We start from the raw sequence: 20,300 nt of genomic DNA, 5'->3' as shown, positions 1-20,300 counted from the left end.
TCCCCGCCGCGGCCGGCCACTTGCCCCCCCCGGGGCCCCGGGGGGGGGGGCGGGGGGGGGCCGCGGGGGGGGGGGGGGGGGGCGGGGGGGGGTTGGGGGGGGGGGGGGGGGGCCCCCCCCCCCCCGCCCAGGGCTCACGCTGCCCTGATGGAGAAGTGCTGGTTGGGCTGGTACGTGCACGTCCACAGTCGCGCGGGGGCGCCGTTCTGCGTGCTCCAGTCGGCTATCTCCAGGCACTTCTGGGGGGAGTACGCGTTGTCCATGCGGAAGCCCTCCCCGCCGTAGAAGCGCTGGTTGAGGCCGTAGTGACAGCCCCACTGGTCGGCGGTCGCGCCGTTCTGGGTCGCCCAGCCGCCGATCTCCAGGCACTTGCCACTGTTGACGTTGATGTAATAGAACGCATCGACGTCGTTCGCCAGGCCCCAGCGGTACCACTTCTGGTTGTCGCCACCGTGGCAGGTCCACTGGCGGACGGCCGCGCCGTCCGCCTTGCTCCAGTCTGCTACCTCGAGACACTGCCCAGAGTGCTTCACCTGGAGCGTCACGGTGCCCAGGTAGACGACGGAGGGCGTGGCTGCCTGGGCCGGAGCGGCCGAGGCGGCGAACACGAGACCGAGGGAGGCGGCGAGAACAAGCAGGCCGTGCCGGGCACGGGTGAAGAAGGTGAGCTTCATGGTCCTCTGCAATCGAGACGGGAGCATCCGGCAGCCGGCTCAGATCGCCGTTCGTGATCGCAAGACCTTGCGACGTAAGTGATGCTCCATAAGGCGTACGTGAGCCGTGACACGTCGAAGGTTCCGCCGATGCTGCGGAACCCGATCCGCCCCTCTGCCTGGCGAGCCTGATGAGCGGCCCGATCAGTGCTCCTGGGGGTCGGCCACCGCTGCGGCCTCGCCCGTGGCAAGCAACGCCGCGACAACATCGCGTGGGCCCACGGTATGTGACGGAGCGTGAGTTCCGCTGCCAGGGGCGGGAGTCGGCCAGGACGGGTGCGGGGTGAGAGCGTGGACCGCTCACACCCCGCCGCGGAGTCGTCAGTAGACGAGGCCCCATGCCTGGGCGGTGTTGAACTCCGGGTTGCAGGTCCACAGGGTCAGCCAGGTTCCGTTGGCCGAGGAGTTGCCCTTGTTCGTGATGCACTTGCCGCCGAACTGGGTCCAGGTGCGGCCGGAGTTGCCGACGAAGACCTGCGGGCTGGTGTCGCTCCAGTCGCAGGTCCACAGGGTGAGGACCGTGCCGTTGGTGGCGGAGGCGTTGCCGCGCGGGGTCAGGCACTTGCCGCTGACGTCGTGCACGATGTGCTGGTTGAGCCAGTGCCAGTTCTGCAGGTTGCTGCCGGTGCAGGACCAGACGGTGATGACGGCTCCGTTGGCGGTGCTGTTGCCCTCGGGAGTGGCGCAGCTGCCCAGGTTGTAGAGCCGGTTGCCGGCGGCGTTGGCCGTGCCGGTCGACAGGACACTGACGCCGAGCGCGGTGAGCAGTGCGATGAGTAGGGCTGACGCCTTGCGTATCATCTCGGTCTTCCTCGAAGCTTGCCAGCCCCGCGGGCGGGGGTGGCGGTGATGGTTGCCGGCCGGAAGGCGGGGTCACCTGTCCGCGCCGCGCGGCCACGGGCGGAGATCACGAGGATCGACGCGCCATGGCAGTGTTCGTCGCCCGGGCGGTGTCCGGCAACAGTGAATCTAGGTCCGGACGGAACGTCAGGGTGTGCGGGGCACGCAGCGTTGCTGTGCAACGGGTGCAGCTCGGCCGAGGCCCGCATCGCTTCCCGTGGAGGATGTCCGGACTGCAGGGGCCCCGTGTACGGGGCCGTCAGGCCTTCCGGCGCGGTGTCCCGTGGACGGCGTCCAGGGCCAGGTCCAGCAGGAACTCGGGCCGGCCGGTCTGCTCGTCCTGTGTGGTGGACAGCGCGATCCCGATGACGAGGTGGAGGAGGTCGTCGGCGGTCACGTCGGCGCGGGCCGTTCCGTGCTGCTGGGCCCGGGCCAGGAGCCCGGTCGCCATGTCCAGGATGCGCCGGTGGCAGTCACGGCCGGACTCGCCGGCGGATTCGGCCAGGAGGGCGCTGCCCATGCCCTGGTTCACGCGGGCGTGGACGAGGAAGGCCTGCAGCCATTGCTCCAGGGCGCCGTCGGCGTCCTCCGAGAGCAGCCGTTCTGCCTGCCTGCCAAGGGTCTCGATCCGGTCGGTGAGGACCGCGCTCAGCAGGGCCGAGCGGTCGGGAAAGTGGCGGTAGAGGGTGCCGGGGCCCACCCCCGCCCGGCGGGCGATCTCGTTGAGGGAGGCGCCGGGCCCGTCCTCGGCGAACACCTCTCGTGCCGCCGCCACCAGTCGTTCCCGATTGAGGCGGGCGTCCGTGCGCCGCGGAGGCCCGGCCGCGGCTCCGTCCTGCCTGCTCGTCATCGTCCCGCCCTTCGGTCGACTCTCGGTATGGCAAACCGGAGAGGTTCTCCGTATGGTAGCCGGACCGAAAGCGGAGAACCTCTCCGGAATGCTGCCTGAGGAGTGCGGATGAAGAACGACGCGCGGACGCGGCTCGGCCGAGTCGGGATCTGGACCTTCGCATACGAGGGGCAGCCCGCCGGACGCGTGAGGGAATCGGCCGCGGAACTGGAGGAACTGGGGTACGGAGCCATCTGGCACGGTGAAGCGTTCGGTCGTGACACGGTGGGCCAGGCGTGGTTGGTCCTGTCGGCGACCCGCCGGATCACCGTCGCGTCCGGCATCGCCAACATCGCCTTCAGGGACCCGATCGCCATGGCCAACGCGACCCGCACTCTCGGAGAGGCCTTCCCGGGACGCTACCTGCTCGGCCTGGGCGGGCACCGGGTCGACGACACCGTGCACGAGGTGGACGACTACCCCGTCCCGGCCCGGGGCAAGGCGCTCGCAACGATGCGCGCCTACCTCGACGCCATGGACGCCACCCCCGCCCACGGCCCTGTGCCAACTCCGGCCCCCAGGCGCGTCCTGGCCGCCCTCGGCCCGAAGATGCTCCAGCTGGCCGCCGAACGCACCTGGGGCGCGCACCCCTACTTCGTCCCGGTCGAGCACACCGCGCAAGCCCGGACGATCATGGGGCCGGACGCCTTCCTGGGTGTCGAGCAGGCCGTCGTCCTGGACACCGACCTCGGCCGGGCCCGGGAGGTGGCCACCGCGCACGTCGCCGGCTACGTCGCCATGGCGCCGCACCAGCAGGCCAATGTCCGAAGGCTCGGCTTCGGCGACGCGGACGTCACGGGCGGTCCGAGCCGTCGACTGGTGGACGCGATCGTCGCATACGGAGGTACGGAGGCGATCCGCCGCCGCGTGCGCGCGCACCTCGACGCGGGAGCCGACCACGTGTGCCTGCAGGTACTGACCGCCGATCCCACCACCTTGCCGGAGCAGGAGTGGCGCGAACTCGCGTCCGCCCTCGTCCCGCCTCCGCCGGCGTCGGACCCCCATCGAGCCACCATGAGCTGACGCCCGACCAGGTGGTGGGGGACCGCCGATCGGCGTGGCCTTCTCCGCCCAGGGCGACGACGGCCGGCCGCAGGCGTGGGGCGATGTGCCAGGCCCGTACCGTCGCCCGCAGCGATGCCTTCGCGTCCGTCGGCATTTCGTGGACGACGGCCGGCCCGCTGCCGCTCTCCCCGAATGCGATCAACGCCGGCGAGGCGGACCCTGTAAGGCAGAGGAGCCTTCCGCCCGGGGGTGCGCCATGCCCGCCCACGGGCGGCACCCATGGGCGGAGCCCCTGTGCGCTGCGACTGGGGCTTGCTGAGGTCTGAGCCCCCGTCGGGCCGCACTCCGGGGTCGCCCGTTCTCGGTTCGCCCGATTTTCCGCTCACCAAGCCGCCCGCACCCCGGAAACGAGTGTCGCGATCACCTCGAAGAGAGTCGTTCGCGGCACTCAGTCCGGATACGGACGGTCCGTAGCGTCGATGAGGCAAGCGACCGGCTTTCGAGGAAAGGAACAGCGATGACCGACCTTCCGGCCCCCACCACGCCGTACCTGGAGCCCGAGGCCAAGAAGCTCGCCGACGACACCGACCCACACCCGCGGATCTACGAGGTTCCGCCCGAGGAGGGGCGCAAGATCCTCAGTGACCTGCAGAGCGGCGAGGGCGTCGAGCGCCCGGACGTCGACGAGGAGTGGGTCGACGTCGACGCCGGCGAGTGGGGCACCGTCCGCACCCGCATCATCAAGCCCAAGGGCGCCACGGGCCCGCTGCCCGTGGTCTTCTACATCCATGGCGCTGGTTGGGTCTTCGGAGACGACAAGACCCACGACCGCCTCTTCCGCGAGCTCACCGTCGGAGCCGGTGCCGCCGGCGTATTCCCGGTCTACGACTGGGCTCCCGAGAAGGGGTACCCCACGCAGGTCGAGCAGAACTACGCCGTCGGCCAGTGGCTGCAGAAGAACGGCGCCGACCACGGCCTCGACACCTCCCGCGTCGCCGTCGCCGGCGAGTCGGTCGGCGGATGCATGTCCGCGGTCTTCGCGCAGATGAACAAGGACCGCGGCGGGCTCGCGCTCAAGGCGCAGATCCTGCTCTACCCCGTGACCGGGCCGGACTTCGACACGCAGTCCTACCACCAGTTCGCGGAGCACTACTACCTCACCCGCGACGGGATGAAGTGGTTCTGGGACGCGTACACGACCGACGAGGCCAAGCGCGAGGAGAAGTACGCCTCGCCGCTGCGGGCGACCCTCGAGGACCTCAACGGGCTGCCGCCCGCCCTGGTCATCACGGCGGAGGCCGACGTCCTGCGGGACGGTGGCGAGCTCTACGCCAACAAGCTCCGTGAGGCCGGCGTCGAGGTGACGGCCGTCCGCGTCAGCGGGACCGTCCACGACTTCATGCTGTTGGACAGCCTGCGGGACACCCCGGCCACCAACGTCGCACGGAAGTTGTCCGTCGACGCGCTGCGGGAGGCTCTCCACCAGGAGTGACCGCAGCCAGGAACTCGGGCGGCAGACTCGACAGGGTCTGCCGCCCATCGCTGTGCTGACCACGCAATCCCTCCGACCCTCGTCGTACTCGAGCTGAAGACATCGGTTGGCGAGCTCACCGATCGGCTCATCGGACTCCGATCCGAGGGCACCACTCTGTGTGCCGTGTGCCGTGTGCCGTGTGCCGTGTGCCGTGTGCCGTGTGCGCCGGCGTCTTCGTCCTCGCCGAGACACCCACCTGCTCGACTCCCGGGACGCCACGACCCACTGGGCGTTCGCCGAGGAGCTGGCGCGCCGACACCCGAAGGTTCGGGTGGACGCCTCACGCATGGTGATCGACGACGTCGACATCATGACGGCCGCGGGGATCCTGGCCTGGGTCGATCTGGGCCTCACCCTCGTCGACCGGATGCTCGGTCCCAGCGTCATGCTGCACACGGCACGCTTCGTCCTCGCCGACCCGCCGCCCCGGCGGCAGTCCCTCTACCAGGAGTTCACGCCCCGACTCCAGCATGGCGACTCCGACATCCGGGCGGCGCAGGCCCAGGTGCACGCCTTCCTCCACGAGCCCCACTCCGTCGAGCACCTCGCGCAGACCGCGGCCATGCACCCGCGCACCTTCCAGCGACGGTTCAAGGAGGCTACGGGCCTGACTGCGACGGAATACATCCAGGCGGCGCGCATCGCGAAGGCACGCGAGTTGCTGGAGCTGGCCAACGAGCCGGTCGCCCGGATCTCGCGCAGCGTCGGCTACCTGGACGTGTCGAACTTCCGAGCGCGCCACGGGCGTCACGCCGTCGGAATACCGGAGCCGGTTCGGCCTCGCGGCACGAGTCACCCGACAGGAGGACCGGTCGACAGGTCAGCCGGCGAGGATCCGTTCCACTCCCTCCCGATAGCTCGTGACCTGGAAGTCGGGAAAGCGGGCCGCGAACTTCGAGCTGTCGAAGATGTTGTCGTCGCGGTAGCGGGCGAGCAGCTCGTACATCTCGTCGAGCGGCTTGACGAAGCGGCGCCCGAGGCGGAAGGCGAGCATCGGCAGCACCGTGTAGCCGATCTTGCGGCCGGTGACCTCTCCGGCGATCTCGATGAGTTGGGCGTAGGACTGCCGGTCCGGGTCGACCGGCAGGTGCCACGTCTGGCCGTAGGCATCCGACGTGTTGCCGAGCAGAGCGAGAGCGCGGCTCGCGTCGGGGGTCCAGATCAGGGAACGCTTGGCATGGGCGTCGACCGGGACGAACGGCCGCTTGTCCGCCTTGATCCGGTCGAACAGGAACGAGTTCGTGTAGCTCTTCGTCCGGCCGGGGCCGTAGAACTCGGGCGCCCGACCGATCAGGGCTTCGACCCGTCCGGCCCGCATGGCCTCCAGCAGCATGGTGGCGAGCTCTCCGCGGACCCGTCCCTTGCGTCCGCCCGGTGCGAATGCCGTCGACTCGGTCTGGGGCGTCGACGTTCCGGGATACATGTAGGTGTTGTCGAAGAAGACGAGCTTCGTGCCGTGTTCGGCGCAGGCGTCGATGACGTTGCGCATGATGACGGGGAACTGCCGCTCCCACAGCTCCGAGTCCAGGGGCAGGCCGACGGTGAGGTAGGCGATGTCGCTGCCCGCGACGGCACGGCTGGTGGCGTCGGCGTCGGTGAGGTCAGCGGCCACGAGATCGTCGGTGTCGTTCACCCTCGACGGCTTGCGGCTGACGAGGCGAATGTCCTTGGTGTGGTTGCGGTGGAGCTCGCTCACGAGCTCGTCGGCGATCGGTCCGCCTGCGCCGAGAACGGTCTGCATGGGTGGGTCTCCTTGAGGTGGATGGTGCGGGTGGCAACGCCGGCTCGTCCGGCCGCGGCGCAGGCCGCCACCAGTGGTTCGCCGTATTCCAGGCAGGGGCCGGTGGTGATAACGACCCGCGCGGACTCGGCGACGCGGGCCAGAGCCCGGTCCTCCGGATGTGCGATATGTTTACAGTGCTAACAAAGCGTAGGAGGGTGAAGTAAGCAATGTCAACATCAGAGAAGAGTGGCTACCATCACGGCGACCTGCGGGCAGCGCTGCTGTCGACCGCGATGGAGATGCTGGAGGACGGCGAGCCCTTCTCGCTGCGCGCCGTCGCACGCCAGGCCGGCGTGTCACCGACCGCGCCGTACCGCCACTTCAAGGACCGCGACGCCCTGGAGTCCGCGCTGGCCGTCGAGGGCTTCCGGGACCTGCTGGCCGACCTGGGCGGCGGGCGCGGCCTGCCCGCCTCGCTCCCGGACCTGGCCGAGTTCGCCGTCGCCTACGTCGCCTTCGCGCTGCGACGCCCGGCCCTGTTCCGCGTGATGTTCGGCAAGCCGTGCGACGACGCCGACGACGAGCGGGTCAAGGCTGCCGACGCCCTGCACGAGCTGCTGGCCGACGCGCTCGATCGTGTCTTCCCTGACGCGGACGCCTCGGCACTGGCGTCGGCCGGCTGGGGGCTCGCTCACGGGCTGGCCTGCCTGTACCTCGACGGCAAGCTGCAGGCCGCGTCGGGCGAGGAGGTCGCCGAGCGGGTGCGCAGCGCCTTCCTCGCCATCACGTCGGTCGGCTCCTGAGGCGTGCCACTCGCCCGGCGCGCGCTTCACATCCTCCGTTGTTGACGGTGCTCACATCCCGTGCGATGCTCGGTGTTAGCGCCGCTTACATTGGAGGAGAGTCCATGGCACCGACCGGCAAGCTGACCGACAGGACCGTAGAGGTCGAACTCGCAGGGCGTCCCGTCACCGTCCCTGAAGGCGGCCTCTATGACCGGTTCCGCATGGACACCGACCTCGACGAGGTCGAGCGGGACCCGCGGGTCAGCAGCGTCGACTTCTTCCGCCGGATGCCCAAGAGCCGCGTGGACTCCCGCATCGGGCGCACGCTGACGCCGAACTTCTACTACCGCATCTCCACGACCCGGCTCACGATGCTCGCGTCGACCAGGGCGATCCGGGCCCGCCTGCCCCGGGAGCTGGACCCGCTCGAGATCGCCCCGGGGCTCGGGATCGTCTCCGTGATGGCCTTTCGGTACGACGTGTGCGACATCGACTTCTATACCGAGGCCGCGGTCGGCATCGCCGTGAAGCCGGCCCGGCACGGTGGGCTGGGCCTGCTCGACCTGGTCACCGGCCTCAAGAACGACTCCCTGCACTCTTACGTACTCTCGCTGCCGGTCAACACCGAGATCGCGCAGGTGCGCGGCCACGACGGCTACGGGTTCCCCAAGTGGGTCACCGAGCTCGACGTCGACATCGACACCGAGCGCACCTCCGCCAGGGTCGCCAACGACCAGGGCGGCCTCGACCTCGCCCTGTCGGCGCCCACCCCGAAGCAGACCGCCCGGCCCACCGGCGAACACGTCTCGACCCTGACCTCCTACACCACGATCGACGGCGCCTGGCACTCCACGACCAGCCAGATCAACATGCTCTCCTCGGGAACCACGCGGTTCCCGCGCGGCCTGGACCTGCGGCTCGGTGAGGGCCGGATGAGCGACGACCTGCGCTCGCTGAAGCCGATCCGGACGATCCAGCTCGACGTCACCACCGAGGGCCAGCTGGCGCTGCACATGCCCGTGCCCACCTCCATCCAGGACCGGAGCTGAGGACGAAATGACCACCACGGACACCGCCCCCGCCGAGACCGCCCTCCCGACATCGCTGACGCCGGACCGGGTCGCCCGACTGGCCACCCTCCTGGCCGCCGGTGCTCGCGCCCAGCGGGTCGCCACGACCTCGCCGTACACCGGCGCACCGCTCGCGGACCTGCCGGTCTCCACCCCCGACGACGTCGCGGAGGCCTTCGCCCGGGCACGCGCGGCCCAGGCCGGCTGGGCAGCCACCCCGGTGGCCGACCGCAAGCGCATCATGCTGCGCTTCCACGACCTCGTCCTCCAGCGGCAGGAGGAAGCCCTCGACCTGATGCAGGCCGAGAGCGGCAAGACGCGTCGCGACGCGTTCCTCGAGGTGAGCGACATCGCGATCACCGCCCGCTACTACGCGCGCAGCGCCCGGCGGCTGCTCGCACCGAAGCGCCGCAAGGGCGCGATCCCGGTGCTGACCCACACCACCGAGCTGCACCACCCCAAGGGCGTCGTCACCGTCATCTCGCCCTGGAACTACCCGCTCAGCATGGCCGCCGGTGACACCATCCCGGCCCTGATGGCCGGCAACGCCGTCGTACAGAAGCCCGACACCCAGACCGCGCTGACCGCACTGTGGGCGCTGGCCCTGATGCGCGAGGCAGGACTGCCGACCGACGTCTGGCAGCTGGTGGTCGGCCGTGGCAGCTCCATCGGAGACGCGCTCATGGCCGGCGGGGACTACATGATGTTCACCGGCTCCACCGCCAGCGGGCGCCGGATCGCACGCGACGCGGGTGAGCGGCTGATCGGCGCGTCCCTTGAGCTCGGCGGCAAGAACGCCATGGTCGTCCTCGCCGACGCCGACATCGAGAGGGCCGCCGCCGGTGCGGTCGCCGCCTGTTTCCCCTCGGCCGGGCAGCTGTGCGTGTCCATCGAGCGCCTCTACGTCGCTGATGAGATCCACGACGCGTTCGTCACCGCGTTCGTCGAACGCGCCCGGGCCATGCGGCTGGGCGCGGCCTACGACTTCTCGGCGGACATGGGCTCGCTGACCACCCCCTCGCAGCTCGAGATCGTCAGCTCGCACGTCGATGACGCGGTATCGAAAGGCGCGACCGTACTGGCCGGAGGCAAGGCCCGGCCCGACCTCGGGCCACTGTTCTACGAGCCGACGATCCTGACCGATGTGACCCCTGAGATGACGCTGTTCGACCACGAGACGTTCGGCCCGGTGGTGTCGATCTACCGCTACGGATCGGTCGACGAGGCGGTGGCGATGGCCAACGCCACGCCGTACGGCCTCAACGCGAGCGTCTGGGGCCGCAACGGCGCCGAGGCCCGCAAGGTCGCGGGACGGCTGCACGCCGGCACCGTCAACGTCAACGAGGCGTTCGCCGCCACCTGGGGCAGCATCGACGCCCCCATGGGCGGCATGGGCGACTCGGGCCTCGGCCGTCGTCACGGCGCCGACGGGCTGCTCAAGTACACCGAAACCCAGACCGTCGCCCACCAGCGCCTCCAGGGCTTCACCCCGCCCCGCGCGGTGGGGCACGAGCAGTGGGCGCGGATGCTGACCCGGGCGTTCAAGACGCTGCGTGCCCTGGGCGTCCGCTGACCGATCACCCGCCACGACGCGGCCCGCCGCCTCGCCATCCCGGGTCCGCATGAAGGAAGATCAGCCATGACCAAGCGCGTCCTCAACGTCGTCACCAACATCGGCCACTACGACGACCCTTCCCACCCCACAGGCCTGTGGCTCTCCGAGCTCACGCACGCCTGGCACGTCTTCGAGGAACACGGATACGAGCAGACGCTCGTCAGCCCGGCCGGCGGCGCGGTACCTCTCGAGCCGCGTGCGCTGAAGTTCCCGAACTACGACAAGACCGCCAAGGCCTGGCGCGCCGACCCCGGGAAGATGGCGATGCTCGAGAACACGGCGAGCCCGGACCGGATCGACCCATCAGACTACGACGCGATCTACTTCACCGGCGGTCACGGGGTGATGTACGACTTCCCCGACAGCGAGGGCCTGCAGCGCATCACCCGCGAGATCTACGAGCGCGGCGGCGTCGTCTCCTCGGTCTGCCACGGCTACTGCGGTCTGCTCAACACCCGGCTCTCCGACGGCTCGTACCTCATCGCCGGCCGCAAGATGACGGGATTCGCCTGGACCGAGGAGGTCCTCGCCCGCGTCGACAAGCTGGTCCCCTACAACGCCGAGGAGCAGGCCAAGCAGCGCGGCGCGCTCTACGAGAAGGCGACACTGCCGTTCGTCTCCTACGTCGTCACCGACGGCAACCTCGTCACCGGCCAGAACCCGGGCTCGGCCAAGGCCACGGCGAAGAAGGTCGTCCAGGCCATCGAGGCCAAGGCGTCGTAGGAGCGAGGCTGAGTCGAGACGCCGCGGAGATGATGCGTACCTTCATCCTCGAATCCGCCGCCCCCTACGTCGACACGGACGCCGTGCCCTGCCCCGCGGCCTGGCCCGACTGGGACCGCCGCCAGGAGACCGCCGCCACCCCTTTCGTCGACGACGGCCAGGACGGACCCGCCACCATCACTGGGGGAGGGGACTTCGGCGGCCTGCGCGAACCGCGAAGACGCGCTCAAGCAGGTCTGCTTCCAGCAGCGCGGCGCCCGGCAGCGGGCCTCGAAGGGGTCCGCATGCTCACCCTTGCGCACGCCGAGTTCGGACTCTGAGACCGCGGGAAGCCCACCGGTGACCGGGATCCCGAGCGCCCGTGCCGCCCGCCGCCAAGTGGTATGTCCAGGACAAGTGCAGGCGACGGCCGCCGGGGCACGCGGAGTCACCCCGCTGCCCAGGCTCCCCTTGTAGGCCCAGCCGCTGCCGCGCGGACGTAAGACCAGGTGTCGTAGCCGGTGTGACCAGCAGTTCACTCCGGCGGGATCGGCAGTCGCTCCGGCTGGGCGTGCCTGTGAGGCTCTCCCTTGCTCGTCGCGACGGTGGTCAGCTCACGGAGTAGAAACGGATGGCGACTTCGCGGTCGTCGCCGCGGGCGAGGCCGATGAAGACGGTGCGGGCGAGCCAGAGATGGGCGGGGGCGTCGGTGCGGAAGACGGGGGAGGTCCGGTAGTACACGCCTGCCTCGGACACCGGCAGGGCGCCGTCGTACTGGGCGGGGGCGGTGGGGTCGTCCTCGTGGTAGTAACCACGGTTGGTGATGTCGATGACCGCGCCGTCATCGGCTCGAAGAAGGTACCGGGCGTCGAGCTGGTACACCCCGCCGCGTCTGTCGCACCAGTCGCCGCCGCCGGCCAGGACAGTGCCGCGCAGACGGGGGCCGGCGACCGTGCCGCCGGTGATGGGGACGTACTCGGTGATCTCGCCGCCACCGTGCCCGATGTGCACAGAGGGAGCGAGTGAGACACGGACCTCGAAAGCGAAGTCCAGCGCGGGGCTGAAACCCGGCCCGACGGCGGGCAGCGACTCTGGGGCAATCACGGCACTCCGTAGGTCTGCGGGGCTGGCGTGGATGGGCAGATCCTAGACAAGGCATACCCAGCCCGGTCAACGGTGTTGACGTAGTGCGGCTCCGTGCCGTGGACTCAGCGGCCTCGACCGCGCGGGGCGCGACTTCCGACTGCGTTGGCGAGGACATCGAAACGGCACCGGGGCGCTGACGGGTCGCGCTGCCGCAGCGTCCGGGCGCCGCTCACCTCCGACCAGACGGCCACCGAAGAGCCGCCCGCGACCGAGAGCAAACACGGCGACCCGAGGTGGCAGACCTGCGCCGCCGACACATCACCGACGCCTACGAGCTCATCAAAGGCGTGCTCGCCGAGTACGCCGCTGACGCGGCCATTTCCACCGCTGTCCACGTCATCAATGGCCGCAATTGGGACGCGGACCACACCGCGCATCCAGTCCGTCCTCGGCGCACCGCCGCCAGAGGGAACGGCGCGTTCACCTCGATGGATCCGTCCACCCGCTCGACTTCGCCGGGGCCGAGTCCACGTCTCGACCAGCGGCGGCTACCCGCCGGATCCTTGCGACCCTGCAGTGAACACCGTCGAGACCCCGCAAGGCGCCACCGTCATCATTCCGACCGCCACCCCCCTCTACGTCCGCCTCGTCACCCGCAACACCTCGGGCACCGGCCGCGGGCCGACAGGGCGTACGGCTCCCGCAAGAACCGTGCCTCCCTGCGCCGACGCGGGATCCGCTGCGCCATCCCGGACAGGCCCGACCAGGCGGGCAACCGCCGGAAGCCTGGCTCCCGCGGCGGCCGGCCGCCGCGCTTCGACCCGGTCGACTACTGCGAGCGCCATGCGGTCGACTGCGGGGCAGCCATCAACGAATGGCTGTGATCAGCAGGTCTACGACTCACGCAAGTGTGGCGAGTCGGTCAGGGACTTGAACAGGTGCACGTCTGCGTGCCCGCCAGGGACACCCGGTGTCCGACCGCCGGTTCAACTCGCCGCGGGCCTCGGGTTCGCCGGAACAATTCCCACAGCCGACGGGAACGGACGTGCGAAGATCACTCTCTTTGGGCGGGAAGGAACCTGCCCCTGACTAAGGATGCTCATGATGCGCCTACGTGCGTTTCTCGTCGCGTTACTTGCGACGGCGAGGCTGGGCGGCGGCTTGGTCGCCCCGGCGTCTGCGGACACGGTGTCACCGAATTCCGCCTCGGCGCTGCGTTTCCTCAGCTACAACATCTGCGGAGCGAACGAGGAAGCGGAGAACAAGACTCCCTGTGGCCCGTACAGGGACGGAGTCAAGGTCCGCGTCGACGAGTTGATGACGCAGATCGAGGCGTGGGATCCGGACTTCATCTTCTTGCAGGAGGTCTGCGAATCCCAGTTCAACGCCCTGAAGAGCGCGCTCGCCGCCAAGGGACACGCGTACGCCGGCAGCTTCGCCGTCATGATCACCCCGGCCCAGGACGGCACCGGCGATCTGTGCAAGTCGGATCTCGAGCCCGAATACAATAGGCAGTACAACATGGGCAACGCGGTCCTCGCCAAAGGCACGGACAAGCAGGTCACGGAGCTGCCCGACATCGAGCTGAACGTCGGCGGCGAAAGCCCGGCCCAGACATGGAGATCCGCCTGTGTCGAGGCCCCGCTCCAGGGCCGTAGGACCCGAGCCTGCTCCGTCCATCTCAACTCGTACACGATTGACATTCAGACCCGACAGGCTGAGAAACTCGCCAACGCGGTCAACGAGTGGATCGACGGCGGCACGCCGGTCGTGCTGGGTGGCGACTTCAACGCACAGCACAAGGTCAACGGCTCCATCAACTACGCCCTGACGCCGTTGTCGGCATCCCTGAACCCCTTCTACAGCCACTCGGGAGGCACGGGCCGGTTCATCGAGACCGACGAAACCGACGCCCAGCGCTTCACGGCGCAGTGCCAGGCACTGGCCCCACCGGCCGGCCACTGCCGCTCGGGCGCGTACACGGTCCTCAAGCCCCTCGTCCCCACCGAGTCCAAGTACGACTACATCTTCGTGAGCAAGGACCACTTCAAGAACGTCGTGGCCGACGCGCGACCGCGCGCGTCCATCTCCGACCACTACCCCTACCGGGGTGCCGCGACGTGGTCCCACTGCAACAACGCCGCCGACGGCAAGGCCGATCTGCTCCGCCGAGGCGCCGACGGCAGCCTGTACCGTCACTTCGGCGGCCACTCCCAGGTGATGCTCTACGCCCTCTACTGCAAGGTAGGCGCAGGCTGGAACGCCGACTGGAGCTCGATGCGGCACCTTGCACGGGCAGGCGACGTGGATGGTGACGGCGCCGAGGACCTGTATGCCATCGATAAGACGGGAAGCCTCCGCCTCTACCCCGGCGACAAGACCGAGACGTTCTTCCGGTGGCCGCGCTCGCTCACCGCAAGCGAAGCCTGGCCGAACGCCGTCGACCAGATGACCGTGAGCCCTGACATGAACGGCGATGGAAGCCGCGACATGGTGGTGCGGATCCAGGACGGCACACTGACCCGCATCTCCATCCTGCCCGATGGCAGCACGGGCAACAGCGTCGACATCCCCGCCCCCGGCACCGAGTCGTGGTCGGACTACAACAAGATCCTGGCCCCCGGTGACATAACCGGTGACGGCACGCCCGACCTGCTGGCCCGAACCCCCGCAGGCGACCTGTACCTCTACGAGACGGGCCCCAACGACACCTTCAAGCCCCGCCTCCGAATCGGCTGGAGCTGGAACCAGTACGACGACTTCACCGCCCCAGGCGACGTGAACGGCGACGGCAAGCCCGACCTCCTGGCCCGCGACACCACCGGCTCCATGTGGTTCTACGCCGGCCTGGGTGCGCTCAGCGGCACCAGCGCATTCGCCGCCCGGCTCCAGAGCGGCTACGGCTACCCGCCTGGCGAGACGCTCTTCTAGGCTCACGTGACGCCACACGTAACTGCTTCGGCCCCTTGGGCGAGCGGCATGGTCAGGGGCCGTACCCCTTGATCGGCGGTACAGGCCACGGCCGCCGAGGCTTGCCGCCGATTCCGTGCTCGGGATCCTTGAGCAGCCGGCACCGAGAGCGGGGGGCCGGCCCGCACAGCACCACGAGTGCGGGCCGGCCTCCACCCGGTCGGGCCCCCGCGGTCGGGGAGACCGCGGGCCGGTGGAGCGACTCCCTTGCGCTCTCCGCCCTCGTATTCCCGAACCCGGCCCGCATCTGCACTCACTTCGCCCCGGGAAGCCTTGGTTTGAGGTGGAGTTCGGCGGGCAGGCGGGCGGAAGCGTCGCCGCCTGCGGTCATCCCCCGAGTCGTGGGCGGCGGCGACCGGCTGGCGTGCTGCCGGCGGCGCTCCCCTTTCCCGCAGGCCGCGCCGTCCCCGGGTGACGGTGGTCGCCTGCTGTGTGTGGGGTTGGCCAGCGGGGGGGCATGGGGGAGCCACCTCTCTCGCCTCCGTCCGCCAAGTCCGCCTCGCGGCCGCCCACCAAGGGCTGCTCGCCGCCGAGCCCGCCACCACCCCCGTCACGCAGATCGCCGCCCGTTGGGGCTTCGGACACCCCTTCGCCGGCCTCTACCGCGATGCAAGACCTCGCAGAGCACCGTGTCGCACCACACCGCCGCCCTCACCTGCTGGCGCCGTCTCTCACGACTGGTCCGGGACGCCCCTGCAAAGCAGCCATTCCCTGACGCTCGGGGAGCCGTCCAGGAGTCGGCTGACCTGCATACCCTCGGCTCGTGAGGTCACTTTCAACAGAGGGGCGAAGTCACCGGGCAGGACGTCCAGCAGGCTCATCACGCGGTCACCCGCATGAAGCGTGATGAGCAGTTCGCACCGAATCTGACGCGGGATTCCGGGCCGATGAGGCAGGGTGTTCCAAAGGGCTGGCCACAGATAGTGGGTTCCATAGGGCGCCGCGTTCGCCTGCACCCATTCCGGGTCCAACCGCTGGTTGAGGCTGAGCTCGCCTGCCCGCTCCTCCAACCTGACCAGCGCGGCCGTATCGAGGACCTTCAACTCCCGAGGCACCGGCTCATCCGAGTTCATCGCCCCATGCTGACCGACAGCACTCCGACGCCTGGAACCGACCCATCGAAGATCATTTCGTTACATGTCGCGACTGTTCACCCTCGGCCTCGCCCCGCAGATCCTTGCCGCTGGCTGCCTATCTCCGGCCGAGGATGCGCTGTCCGAGTGGCCCTGAACGCCGTTGTGACCAGGCAATTCTGGCGCTAAGTCAAATTAGCCCCGTAACCGTCCCGTTGAGATATCGAAGTCCGTGATCATCTTGTCGCAGCACACTACGATGGTGATCATCCAAACCATCTACCGCTCGGCGAAGGGCAATTTCATGGGCATTTCCGGCAGTTCGGCATCGGACCTCGAACGTCTGCTGGTCGTGGCGGCAGACCTGGCCGGTGTCGGCCTGATGGACTTCACGCAGCTGGAGTCGCCCTCGTCCGATGAGGACCCGCCGCCGATGACCGGTCCGACTCCGGAGTTGACGGAGCTGTTGAACAGGGCGTTCACCGACAAGGCCGCGCGGGAGGTCAGGACCTCGCTGATGAACGCGGACTCCTCAATCGTCGTCGACGAGGGAGTCTCGGAGCGAGTACCGGGTGCCGCCGTTGCCTGGATGGCCGACATGCGGCGGGTGTACTCCCAGTGCGCCGCCTGGACGATGAGCATCGGCGACCAGGAGATTACCGTCGAGGTGGTGGACCCGGCCGACGATCCGAGCGAGCCGCTCAAGGTGGAGCAGCGGTTCGGCGACGAGGCCCTGATGCGTACGATGCTCGCCGGTCCGGTCGGCCAGCAGGCGCAGATCACCACCTTGCTGGTCCGCGACGGTGAGCGGGCACTGGAACTGACGTTCCGCAGCCTGGCAGCCGAGCCCGGCAGCCCCGAGGCCGCCCAGTTGGCCGCCGCCAGGTCGAAGTTCCTGGAGCTGGCTCCGGCGAAGTTCCTGGGCCGGTACCCCGCCTAGGGAGTTTCTTCGGATCATCTCGCCGACCAGATGAAGATGGTGGCGATGTGGAGTCCGGTGAGGTGGATGGTGGCGGTTTTGTCGTAGCGGGTGGCGAGGCCGCGCCATCCCTTGATGCTGTTGACGCACCGCTCGACGGTGTTCCGCTGCTTGTAGGCCTCGCGGCCTGGTCGGAGGGCTGGGGAATGACCGCCCGAATCCCGCGCTGACGCAGACGGGTTCGGATTGCGCGTGACGAGTACGCCTTGTCGGCCAGGACCACTTCCGGGGTGGTCCGGAGGCGTCCGATCGGCCGCGGCACCCTTAACCGTGACCATGACCTGGGGAAAAGTGGGCGCGTCACCGGCCTGTCCTGGGGTGAGGACAAACGCCAGTGGCCGGCAGTGGCGGTCTGCGGCGAGGTGCATCTTGATGGTCAGTCCGCCGCGGGACCGTCCGAGGGCATGGTCGTCCGGCTCGCCGGCCGGGGCCCCTTTTGACGGGCCCCGGCGGCGTGCTGATGAGCCCGGACGATGGTGGAGTCGACCGAGACGATCCAGTCGAGGTCGCCTGCGGCGTCGGCCTGGGCGAGCAGGGCGGTGAAGACCTTCTCCCAGGTACCGTCGGCCGCCCACTTCCGCAGCCGGTTGTGGGCGCCCTTCCACGAGCCGAAGTGCTCGGGCTGGTCCATCCACGGAGTGCCGGTCCGGTACTTAAACGCGATCGCGTCGATCACCTGCCGGTGATCACGCCACCGTCCACCCCGCCGAGGTATCCGGTCCGGCAGCAACGGCTCGATCCTCGCCCACTGGACATCAGTCAACGACACACTGCTACTTGAGCATATGGGCCGCCTCCACCCGCTGGAGGTGGATCACGACGTCGTGCGCCTGTGCGAGGCGGATCTGCGGGGCGTCCGCGATGCCGGGGTAGGTGGCGCCGATGTTCTTGACAGTGTGCGGTGCGGCGAGCCAGGCGCGGGCCGCGGCCGGGGTGTTGCGCAGGTCCACCACGAAGTCGCGGAACCGTACACGGTCGAGAGTGTGCTCGGCGGTGCGGGGCGCGGCCGGGCCGACGGTGAAGCGGTGGACGCCGCCGTCCTGGCCGAAGGCGTTGAACGAGCCCCGGCCAAAGGTGAGACCGACACTCAGGTAGCCGTCGCCCAACTGCTCGCGCAGGAAGTCGCCCTGGACCCTCGGATAGGCGCCGGGGATGTAGGTCCGAAGGGCGATGTGGCCGTTGTGAGCGGCGAGCACGATCTTGTCGCCGGTCCGCTGCTGCCACCAGGCGACGTTCTCCGCCATGATCCGGTCGCGGTAGAGCATGAGGTCGGGGATGCTCCGGGGGTCCTCCCAGTCGAAGGCGTACAGCGTGGTCATCTGGTGGATCGCGGTGGCGTGCTGGACGGCCCAGGCGTGCGCGTCGGCGTCGGCGCCCGTGCCGGGCCGCTGCTTGAGCAGGTCCACCGCCCGACCGGTCCGCTCGGCGAGCTCCTTGCGTTCGGCCACCGGCTTCGACAGGTAGTCGTTGACGTACGTCTCGGCGTCGGTGGCGGGCCGCAGGCCCCGATACAGCTCGGTGAGCCGAGGGGCGAGGTCGGGGCGGGCCGCAGCCGCGTAGGCGCTCACCTTGTCGTACAGCTCGGCACCGGCGAACCCGCCGTCGTCACCGACGAAGCGGACCGGGTCGTTGGGGTGCTTGACGTTGTACGCGCGCATCCACTGGAGCAGATCGCGGTACTCGGCGTTGTTCCACCACCGGTAGGTGCCCTGGAACTCCTCGTCCATGATCTGCTTCAAGTCGCCCTCACCGCGCAGGAGGTAGGCGTCGAGCCTCAGTCCGGTGCTCCACGGGGCTTCGAGGGCGAAGGCCCGGAAGCCCTTCTCCTCGACCAAGTACCTCAAGACCCGGTGCTTGACGGTGAGGAACTCGTGCGAGCTGTGGGTGGCCTCGCCGAGGCCCACCACCCGGGCGTCGCCGACCATCCGGCCGAACGGACGGAGGTCGGCCAGGCCACCGCGGGGCTCGGTGGTGCGCAGGGGGTGGGCCACCCGGCCCAGGGCTGCCTCGGGAGAGCGGAACGCGGCGGCCACGGCCTCCTCCGGGCCGACGGGCGCGACGTCGGCGAAGGACGACGCGGCGGGCGGGGCGGGCGGGGTTGCGGCGGAGGCGGCCGGAGCGACGGCCAGGGTGGCACCGAGCGGGACGAGCAGGGCGGCGAGCAGGGCCTTGTGCGTGTTCATGAGCCCAACTCTCGCCGCGCGGGGCACTTCGGACCATCCAGGGCGCCCCCTGGTCGGCCCGGGGGTTAGCTACACCTCTCGAGGAGCGGGTGCATAGCACGCAAAGGCATAGGGACCTCACAACGGCTGGGCCGGTACCGCTGGACCATCGACGCACCATGTCCTGGCTCGCCGGCCGCTTGCGCCTCCCTCGACGCTACGAAGGCAAAGCCGACCACTTCCTCCCCCCTTCACCCAGCATCGCCTGCCGCCTCATCTGGTACCGGGGTACGAAGGTCGACATCGGGACGCCGGCCGGGCGCCTGTCTACACTGCTCAAGGCCCAAGAGAGCCGTGTGTCTGCCTTCCGTCGACACACGGCAGAACCGCGGCAGGGGGAGCGGTGAAAGTACCCGCGGAGCTGGTCGGCACCCGCGTCACACGGACAACCTTCGACCACCAGGTCCGGATCAGCTTCACCGATCAGACCCCAGACGGACACATACGCGTCGACGGCGAGCTCGTCATCGAGACACCCTTCAACCTCACAGACGCCTCAGGCCACCAGGCTCTTCTGACACCAGCCACCGGACCGTCCCTGGCGCCGATACTCGGCCTGTTTGCCAAGGTCGTCACCGAAACCGAGGTCACCGGGCTGGGCACCCTGTACCTCTGCTTCGACGACGGCACCCGGCTCAGCGTCGAGCCAGACCCCGACTACGAGTCGTGGAACCTCACCGGCTCGGGAATCGATCCCGTCCTGGTAGGCCCCGGCGGCGAAACCGACTGGCAACACTGAAAACCGCCGCAGCCGACACCGTTGCGGCACTCAACCTGTGCTGCGACGACCGCTGGAATCCGCCGCACAGGACCGGCGGCGCCTGCCCGCGCCCCGCGCGGGCTTCCGGCGGCAGGGCCACGTCACCGGGTCGCGAACTCGTGCTTCTGACAACTCCCGGCTGTCTGACGATGAGCAGACCGAGGCCATGCCTCCCGAGTCGTGAGGCCGGAGGGAGTGCAATGCCGCCCGCTGCCGAGGCGGCATGCCGCTAGTTTCCGAAGCCTGCGCGGCGCAGCGCTCAGCGGAGCGAGCATCGAAGGTGCCCGCACCGCCGCACTGACGGGAGTGACGTAGTGGTCAGGGGTAGTGGCTG

17 protein-coding genes and 2 pseudogenes are annotated in these 20,300 nt (G+C 69.4%); 11 read left to right on the top strand and 8 right to left on the bottom strand.

Annotation, left to right across the window (positions count from 1 at the left end; all coding sequences use genetic code 11):
• Positions 1-134: 134 nt before the first annotated feature.
• The 3 genes from ACIRQF_RS00260 to ACIRQF_RS00250 all read right to left on the bottom strand — a co-directional run bounded on the left by ACIRQF_RS00260 (position 135) and on the right by ACIRQF_RS00250 (position 2,403).
• Complete coding sequence (locus ACIRQF_RS00260; RefSeq protein ID WP_404087513.1) at positions 135-674, bottom strand: RICIN domain-containing protein; 540 nt, start codon at positions 672-674, stop codon at positions 135-137.
• A gap of 360 nt (positions 675-1,034) precedes the next feature.
• Positions 1,035-1,514 (bottom strand): RICIN domain-containing protein, encoded by a 480-nt coding sequence (locus tag ACIRQF_RS00255; protein WP_382486739.1) that lies wholly within the window; start codon positions 1,512-1,514, stop codon positions 1,035-1,037.
• A 298-nt stretch (positions 1,515-1,812) separates the two neighbouring features.
• The gene (locus ACIRQF_RS00250) at positions 1,813-2,403 is read right to left on the bottom strand and encodes a TetR/AcrR family transcriptional regulator (protein ID WP_404087511.1); all 591 of its coding nucleotides are present in this window, start codon (positions 2,401-2,403) and stop codon (positions 1,813-1,815) included.
• 108 nt (positions 2,404-2,511) lie between these two features.
• On the opposite strand from ACIRQF_RS00250, the gene ACIRQF_RS00245 reads away from it, so the two are divergent.
• From ACIRQF_RS00245 to ACIRQF_RS00235, 3 genes and pseudogenes are all read left to right on the top strand, one after another.
• A complete protein-coding gene (locus tag ACIRQF_RS00245; protein ID WP_404087510.1) occupies positions 2,512-3,465 on the top strand; it encodes a TIGR03620 family F420-dependent LLM class oxidoreductase in 954 nt (317 codons plus the stop codon).
• Between the two features lie 499 nt (positions 3,466-3,964).
• Complete coding sequence (locus tag ACIRQF_RS00240) at positions 3,965-4,939, top strand: alpha/beta hydrolase (protein ID WP_382486745.1); 975 nt, start codon at positions 3,965-3,967, stop codon at positions 4,937-4,939.
• A gap of 328 nt (positions 4,940-5,267) precedes the next feature.
• Positions 5,268-5,663, top strand: a pseudogene (locus ACIRQF_RS00235) (helix-turn-helix domain-containing protein); the annotation flags it as partial.
• A 138-nt stretch (positions 5,664-5,801) separates the two neighbouring features.
• Here the strand turns inward: ACIRQF_RS00235 and ACIRQF_RS00230 are convergent.
• A complete protein-coding gene (locus tag ACIRQF_RS00230) occupies positions 5,802-6,722 on the bottom strand; it encodes an NAD-dependent epimerase/dehydratase family protein (RefSeq protein WP_404087508.1) in 921 nt (306 codons plus the stop codon).
• A 209-nt stretch (positions 6,723-6,931) separates the two neighbouring features.
• On the opposite strand from ACIRQF_RS00230, the gene ACIRQF_RS00225 reads away from it, so the two are divergent.
• The 5 genes from ACIRQF_RS00225 to ACIRQF_RS00205 all read left to right on the top strand — a co-directional run bounded on the left by ACIRQF_RS00225 (position 6,932) and on the right by ACIRQF_RS00205 (position 11,217).
• Positions 6,932-7,507 carry a TetR/AcrR family transcriptional regulator gene (locus tag ACIRQF_RS00225; protein WP_404087506.1) on the top strand — a complete coding sequence of 192 codons (576 nt, stop codon included), beginning with the start codon at positions 6,932-6,934 and terminating at the stop codon, positions 7,505-7,507.
• A 104-nt stretch (positions 7,508-7,611) separates the two neighbouring features.
• On the top strand, positions 7,612-8,538 hold the full coding sequence (locus ACIRQF_RS00220) for an acetoacetate decarboxylase family protein (RefSeq protein WP_382486751.1): 927 nt from the start codon (positions 7,612-7,614) through the stop codon (positions 8,536-8,538).
• A 7-nt stretch (positions 8,539-8,545) separates the two neighbouring features.
• Positions 8,546-10,132: a succinic semialdehyde dehydrogenase gene (locus ACIRQF_RS00215; RefSeq protein ID WP_404087504.1), complete on the top strand. Its 1,587-nt coding sequence runs from the start codon at positions 8,546-8,548 to the stop codon at positions 10,130-10,132.
• Between the two features lie 66 nt (positions 10,133-10,198).
• Positions 10,199-10,897, top strand: a complete 699-nt coding sequence (locus ACIRQF_RS00210; RefSeq protein WP_404087502.1) for a type 1 glutamine amidotransferase domain-containing protein — start codon at positions 10,199-10,201, stop codon at positions 10,895-10,897.
• Between the two features lie 29 nt (positions 10,898-10,926).
• Entirely contained in the window at positions 10,927-11,217 is a 291-nt protein-coding gene (locus ACIRQF_RS00205; protein WP_404087500.1) for a hypothetical protein, read from the top strand.
• Between the two features lie 268 nt (positions 11,218-11,485).
• Here ACIRQF_RS00205 and ACIRQF_RS00200 read toward each other — a convergent pair whose 3' ends face one another.
• Entirely contained in the window at positions 11,486-11,980 is a 495-nt protein-coding gene (locus ACIRQF_RS00200) for a DUF3237 domain-containing protein (protein WP_404087498.1), read from the bottom strand.
• A gap of 1,083 nt (positions 11,981-13,063) precedes the next feature.
• On the opposite strand from ACIRQF_RS00200, the gene ACIRQF_RS00195 reads away from it, so the two are divergent.
• Positions 13,064-14,893, top strand: a complete 1,830-nt coding sequence (locus tag ACIRQF_RS00195) for an FG-GAP-like repeat-containing protein (protein WP_404087497.1) — start codon at positions 13,064-13,066, stop codon at positions 14,891-14,893.
• A 710-nt stretch (positions 14,894-15,603) separates the two neighbouring features.
• Here ACIRQF_RS00195 and ACIRQF_RS00190 read toward each other — a convergent pair.
• Positions 15,604-16,005 carry a hypothetical protein gene (locus ACIRQF_RS00190; protein ID WP_404087495.1) on the bottom strand — a complete coding sequence of 134 codons (402 nt, stop codon included), beginning with the start codon at positions 16,003-16,005 and terminating at the stop codon, positions 15,604-15,606.
• Positions 16,006-16,237: 232 nt separating this feature from the next.
• Between ACIRQF_RS00190 and ACIRQF_RS00185 the strand changes: the two genes are divergently transcribed.
• Positions 16,238-16,945 (top strand): hypothetical protein, encoded by a 708-nt coding sequence (locus ACIRQF_RS00185; RefSeq protein WP_404087494.1) that lies wholly within the window; start codon positions 16,238-16,240, stop codon positions 16,943-16,945.
• A gap of 14 nt (positions 16,946-16,959) precedes the next feature.
• On the opposite strand, the pseudogene ACIRQF_RS00180 reads toward ACIRQF_RS00185, so the two are convergent.
• Positions 16,960-17,753: pseudogene (locus tag ACIRQF_RS00180) on the bottom strand (IS5 family transposase).
• Positions 17,754-17,757: 4 nt separating this feature from the next.
• Entirely contained in the window at positions 17,758-19,167 is a 1,410-nt protein-coding gene (locus tag ACIRQF_RS00175) for an erythromycin esterase family protein (RefSeq protein ID WP_404087492.1), read from the bottom strand.
• A 382-nt stretch (positions 19,168-19,549) separates the two neighbouring features.
• On the opposite strand from ACIRQF_RS00175, the gene ACIRQF_RS00170 reads away from it, so the two are divergent.
• Positions 19,550-19,945, top strand: a complete 396-nt coding sequence (locus tag ACIRQF_RS00170) for a DUF6188 family protein (protein WP_404087490.1) — start codon at positions 19,550-19,552, stop codon at positions 19,943-19,945.
• The last annotated feature ends 355 nt before the right edge of the window (positions 19,946-20,300 follow it).

Source organism: Streptomyces sp. NPDC101191, assembly GCF_044767915.1.
Classification (GTDB): Bacteria; Actinomycetota; Actinomycetes; order Streptomycetales; family Streptomycetaceae; genus Streptomyces.
The sequence above is the reverse complement of the archived record's forward strand: the minus strand, read 5'-3'. Positions and strand labels throughout refer to the sequence as shown.

Excerpts from the sequence above, each read along its gene's own strand:
- ACIRQF_RS00260 (WP_404087513.1), bottom strand. The coding sequence starts at position 674 with ATGAAGCTCACCTTCTTCACCCGTGCCCGGCACGGCCTGCTTGTTCTC.
- ACIRQF_RS00255 (WP_382486739.1), bottom strand. The coding sequence starts at position 1,514 with ATGATACGCAAGGCGTCAGCCCTACTCATCGCACTGCTCACCGCGCTC.
- ACIRQF_RS00250 (WP_404087511.1), bottom strand. The coding sequence starts at position 2,403 with ATGACGAGCAGGCAGGACGGAGCCGCGGCCGGGCCTCCGCGGCGCACG.
- ACIRQF_RS00245 (WP_404087510.1), top strand. The coding sequence starts at position 2,512 with ATGAAGAACGACGCGCGGACGCGGCTCGGCCGAGTCGGGATCTGGACC.
- ACIRQF_RS00240 (WP_382486745.1), top strand. The coding sequence starts at position 3,965 with ATGACCGACCTTCCGGCCCCCACCACGCCGTACCTGGAGCCCGAGGCC.
- ACIRQF_RS00230 (WP_404087508.1), bottom strand. The coding sequence starts at position 6,722 with ATGCAGACCGTTCTCGGCGCAGGCGGACCGATCGCCGACGAGCTCGTG.
- ACIRQF_RS00225 (WP_404087506.1), top strand. The coding sequence starts at position 6,932 with ATGTCAACATCAGAGAAGAGTGGCTACCATCACGGCGACCTGCGGGCA.
- ACIRQF_RS00220 (WP_382486751.1), top strand. The coding sequence starts at position 7,612 with ATGGCACCGACCGGCAAGCTGACCGACAGGACCGTAGAGGTCGAACTC.
- ACIRQF_RS00215 (WP_404087504.1), top strand. The coding sequence starts at position 8,546 with ATGACCACCACGGACACCGCCCCCGCCGAGACCGCCCTCCCGACATCG.
- ACIRQF_RS00210 (WP_404087502.1), top strand. The coding sequence starts at position 10,199 with ATGACCAAGCGCGTCCTCAACGTCGTCACCAACATCGGCCACTACGAC.
- ACIRQF_RS00205 (WP_404087500.1), top strand. The coding sequence starts at position 10,927 with ATGATGCGTACCTTCATCCTCGAATCCGCCGCCCCCTACGTCGACACG.
- ACIRQF_RS00195 (WP_404087497.1), top strand. The coding sequence starts at position 13,064 with ATGATGCGCCTACGTGCGTTTCTCGTCGCGTTACTTGCGACGGCGAGG.
- ACIRQF_RS00190 (WP_404087495.1), bottom strand. The coding sequence starts at position 16,005 with ATGAACTCGGATGAGCCGGTGCCTCGGGAGTTGAAGGTCCTCGATACG.
- ACIRQF_RS00175 (WP_404087492.1), bottom strand. The coding sequence starts at position 19,167 with ATGAACACGCACAAGGCCCTGCTCGCCGCCCTGCTCGTCCCGCTCGGT.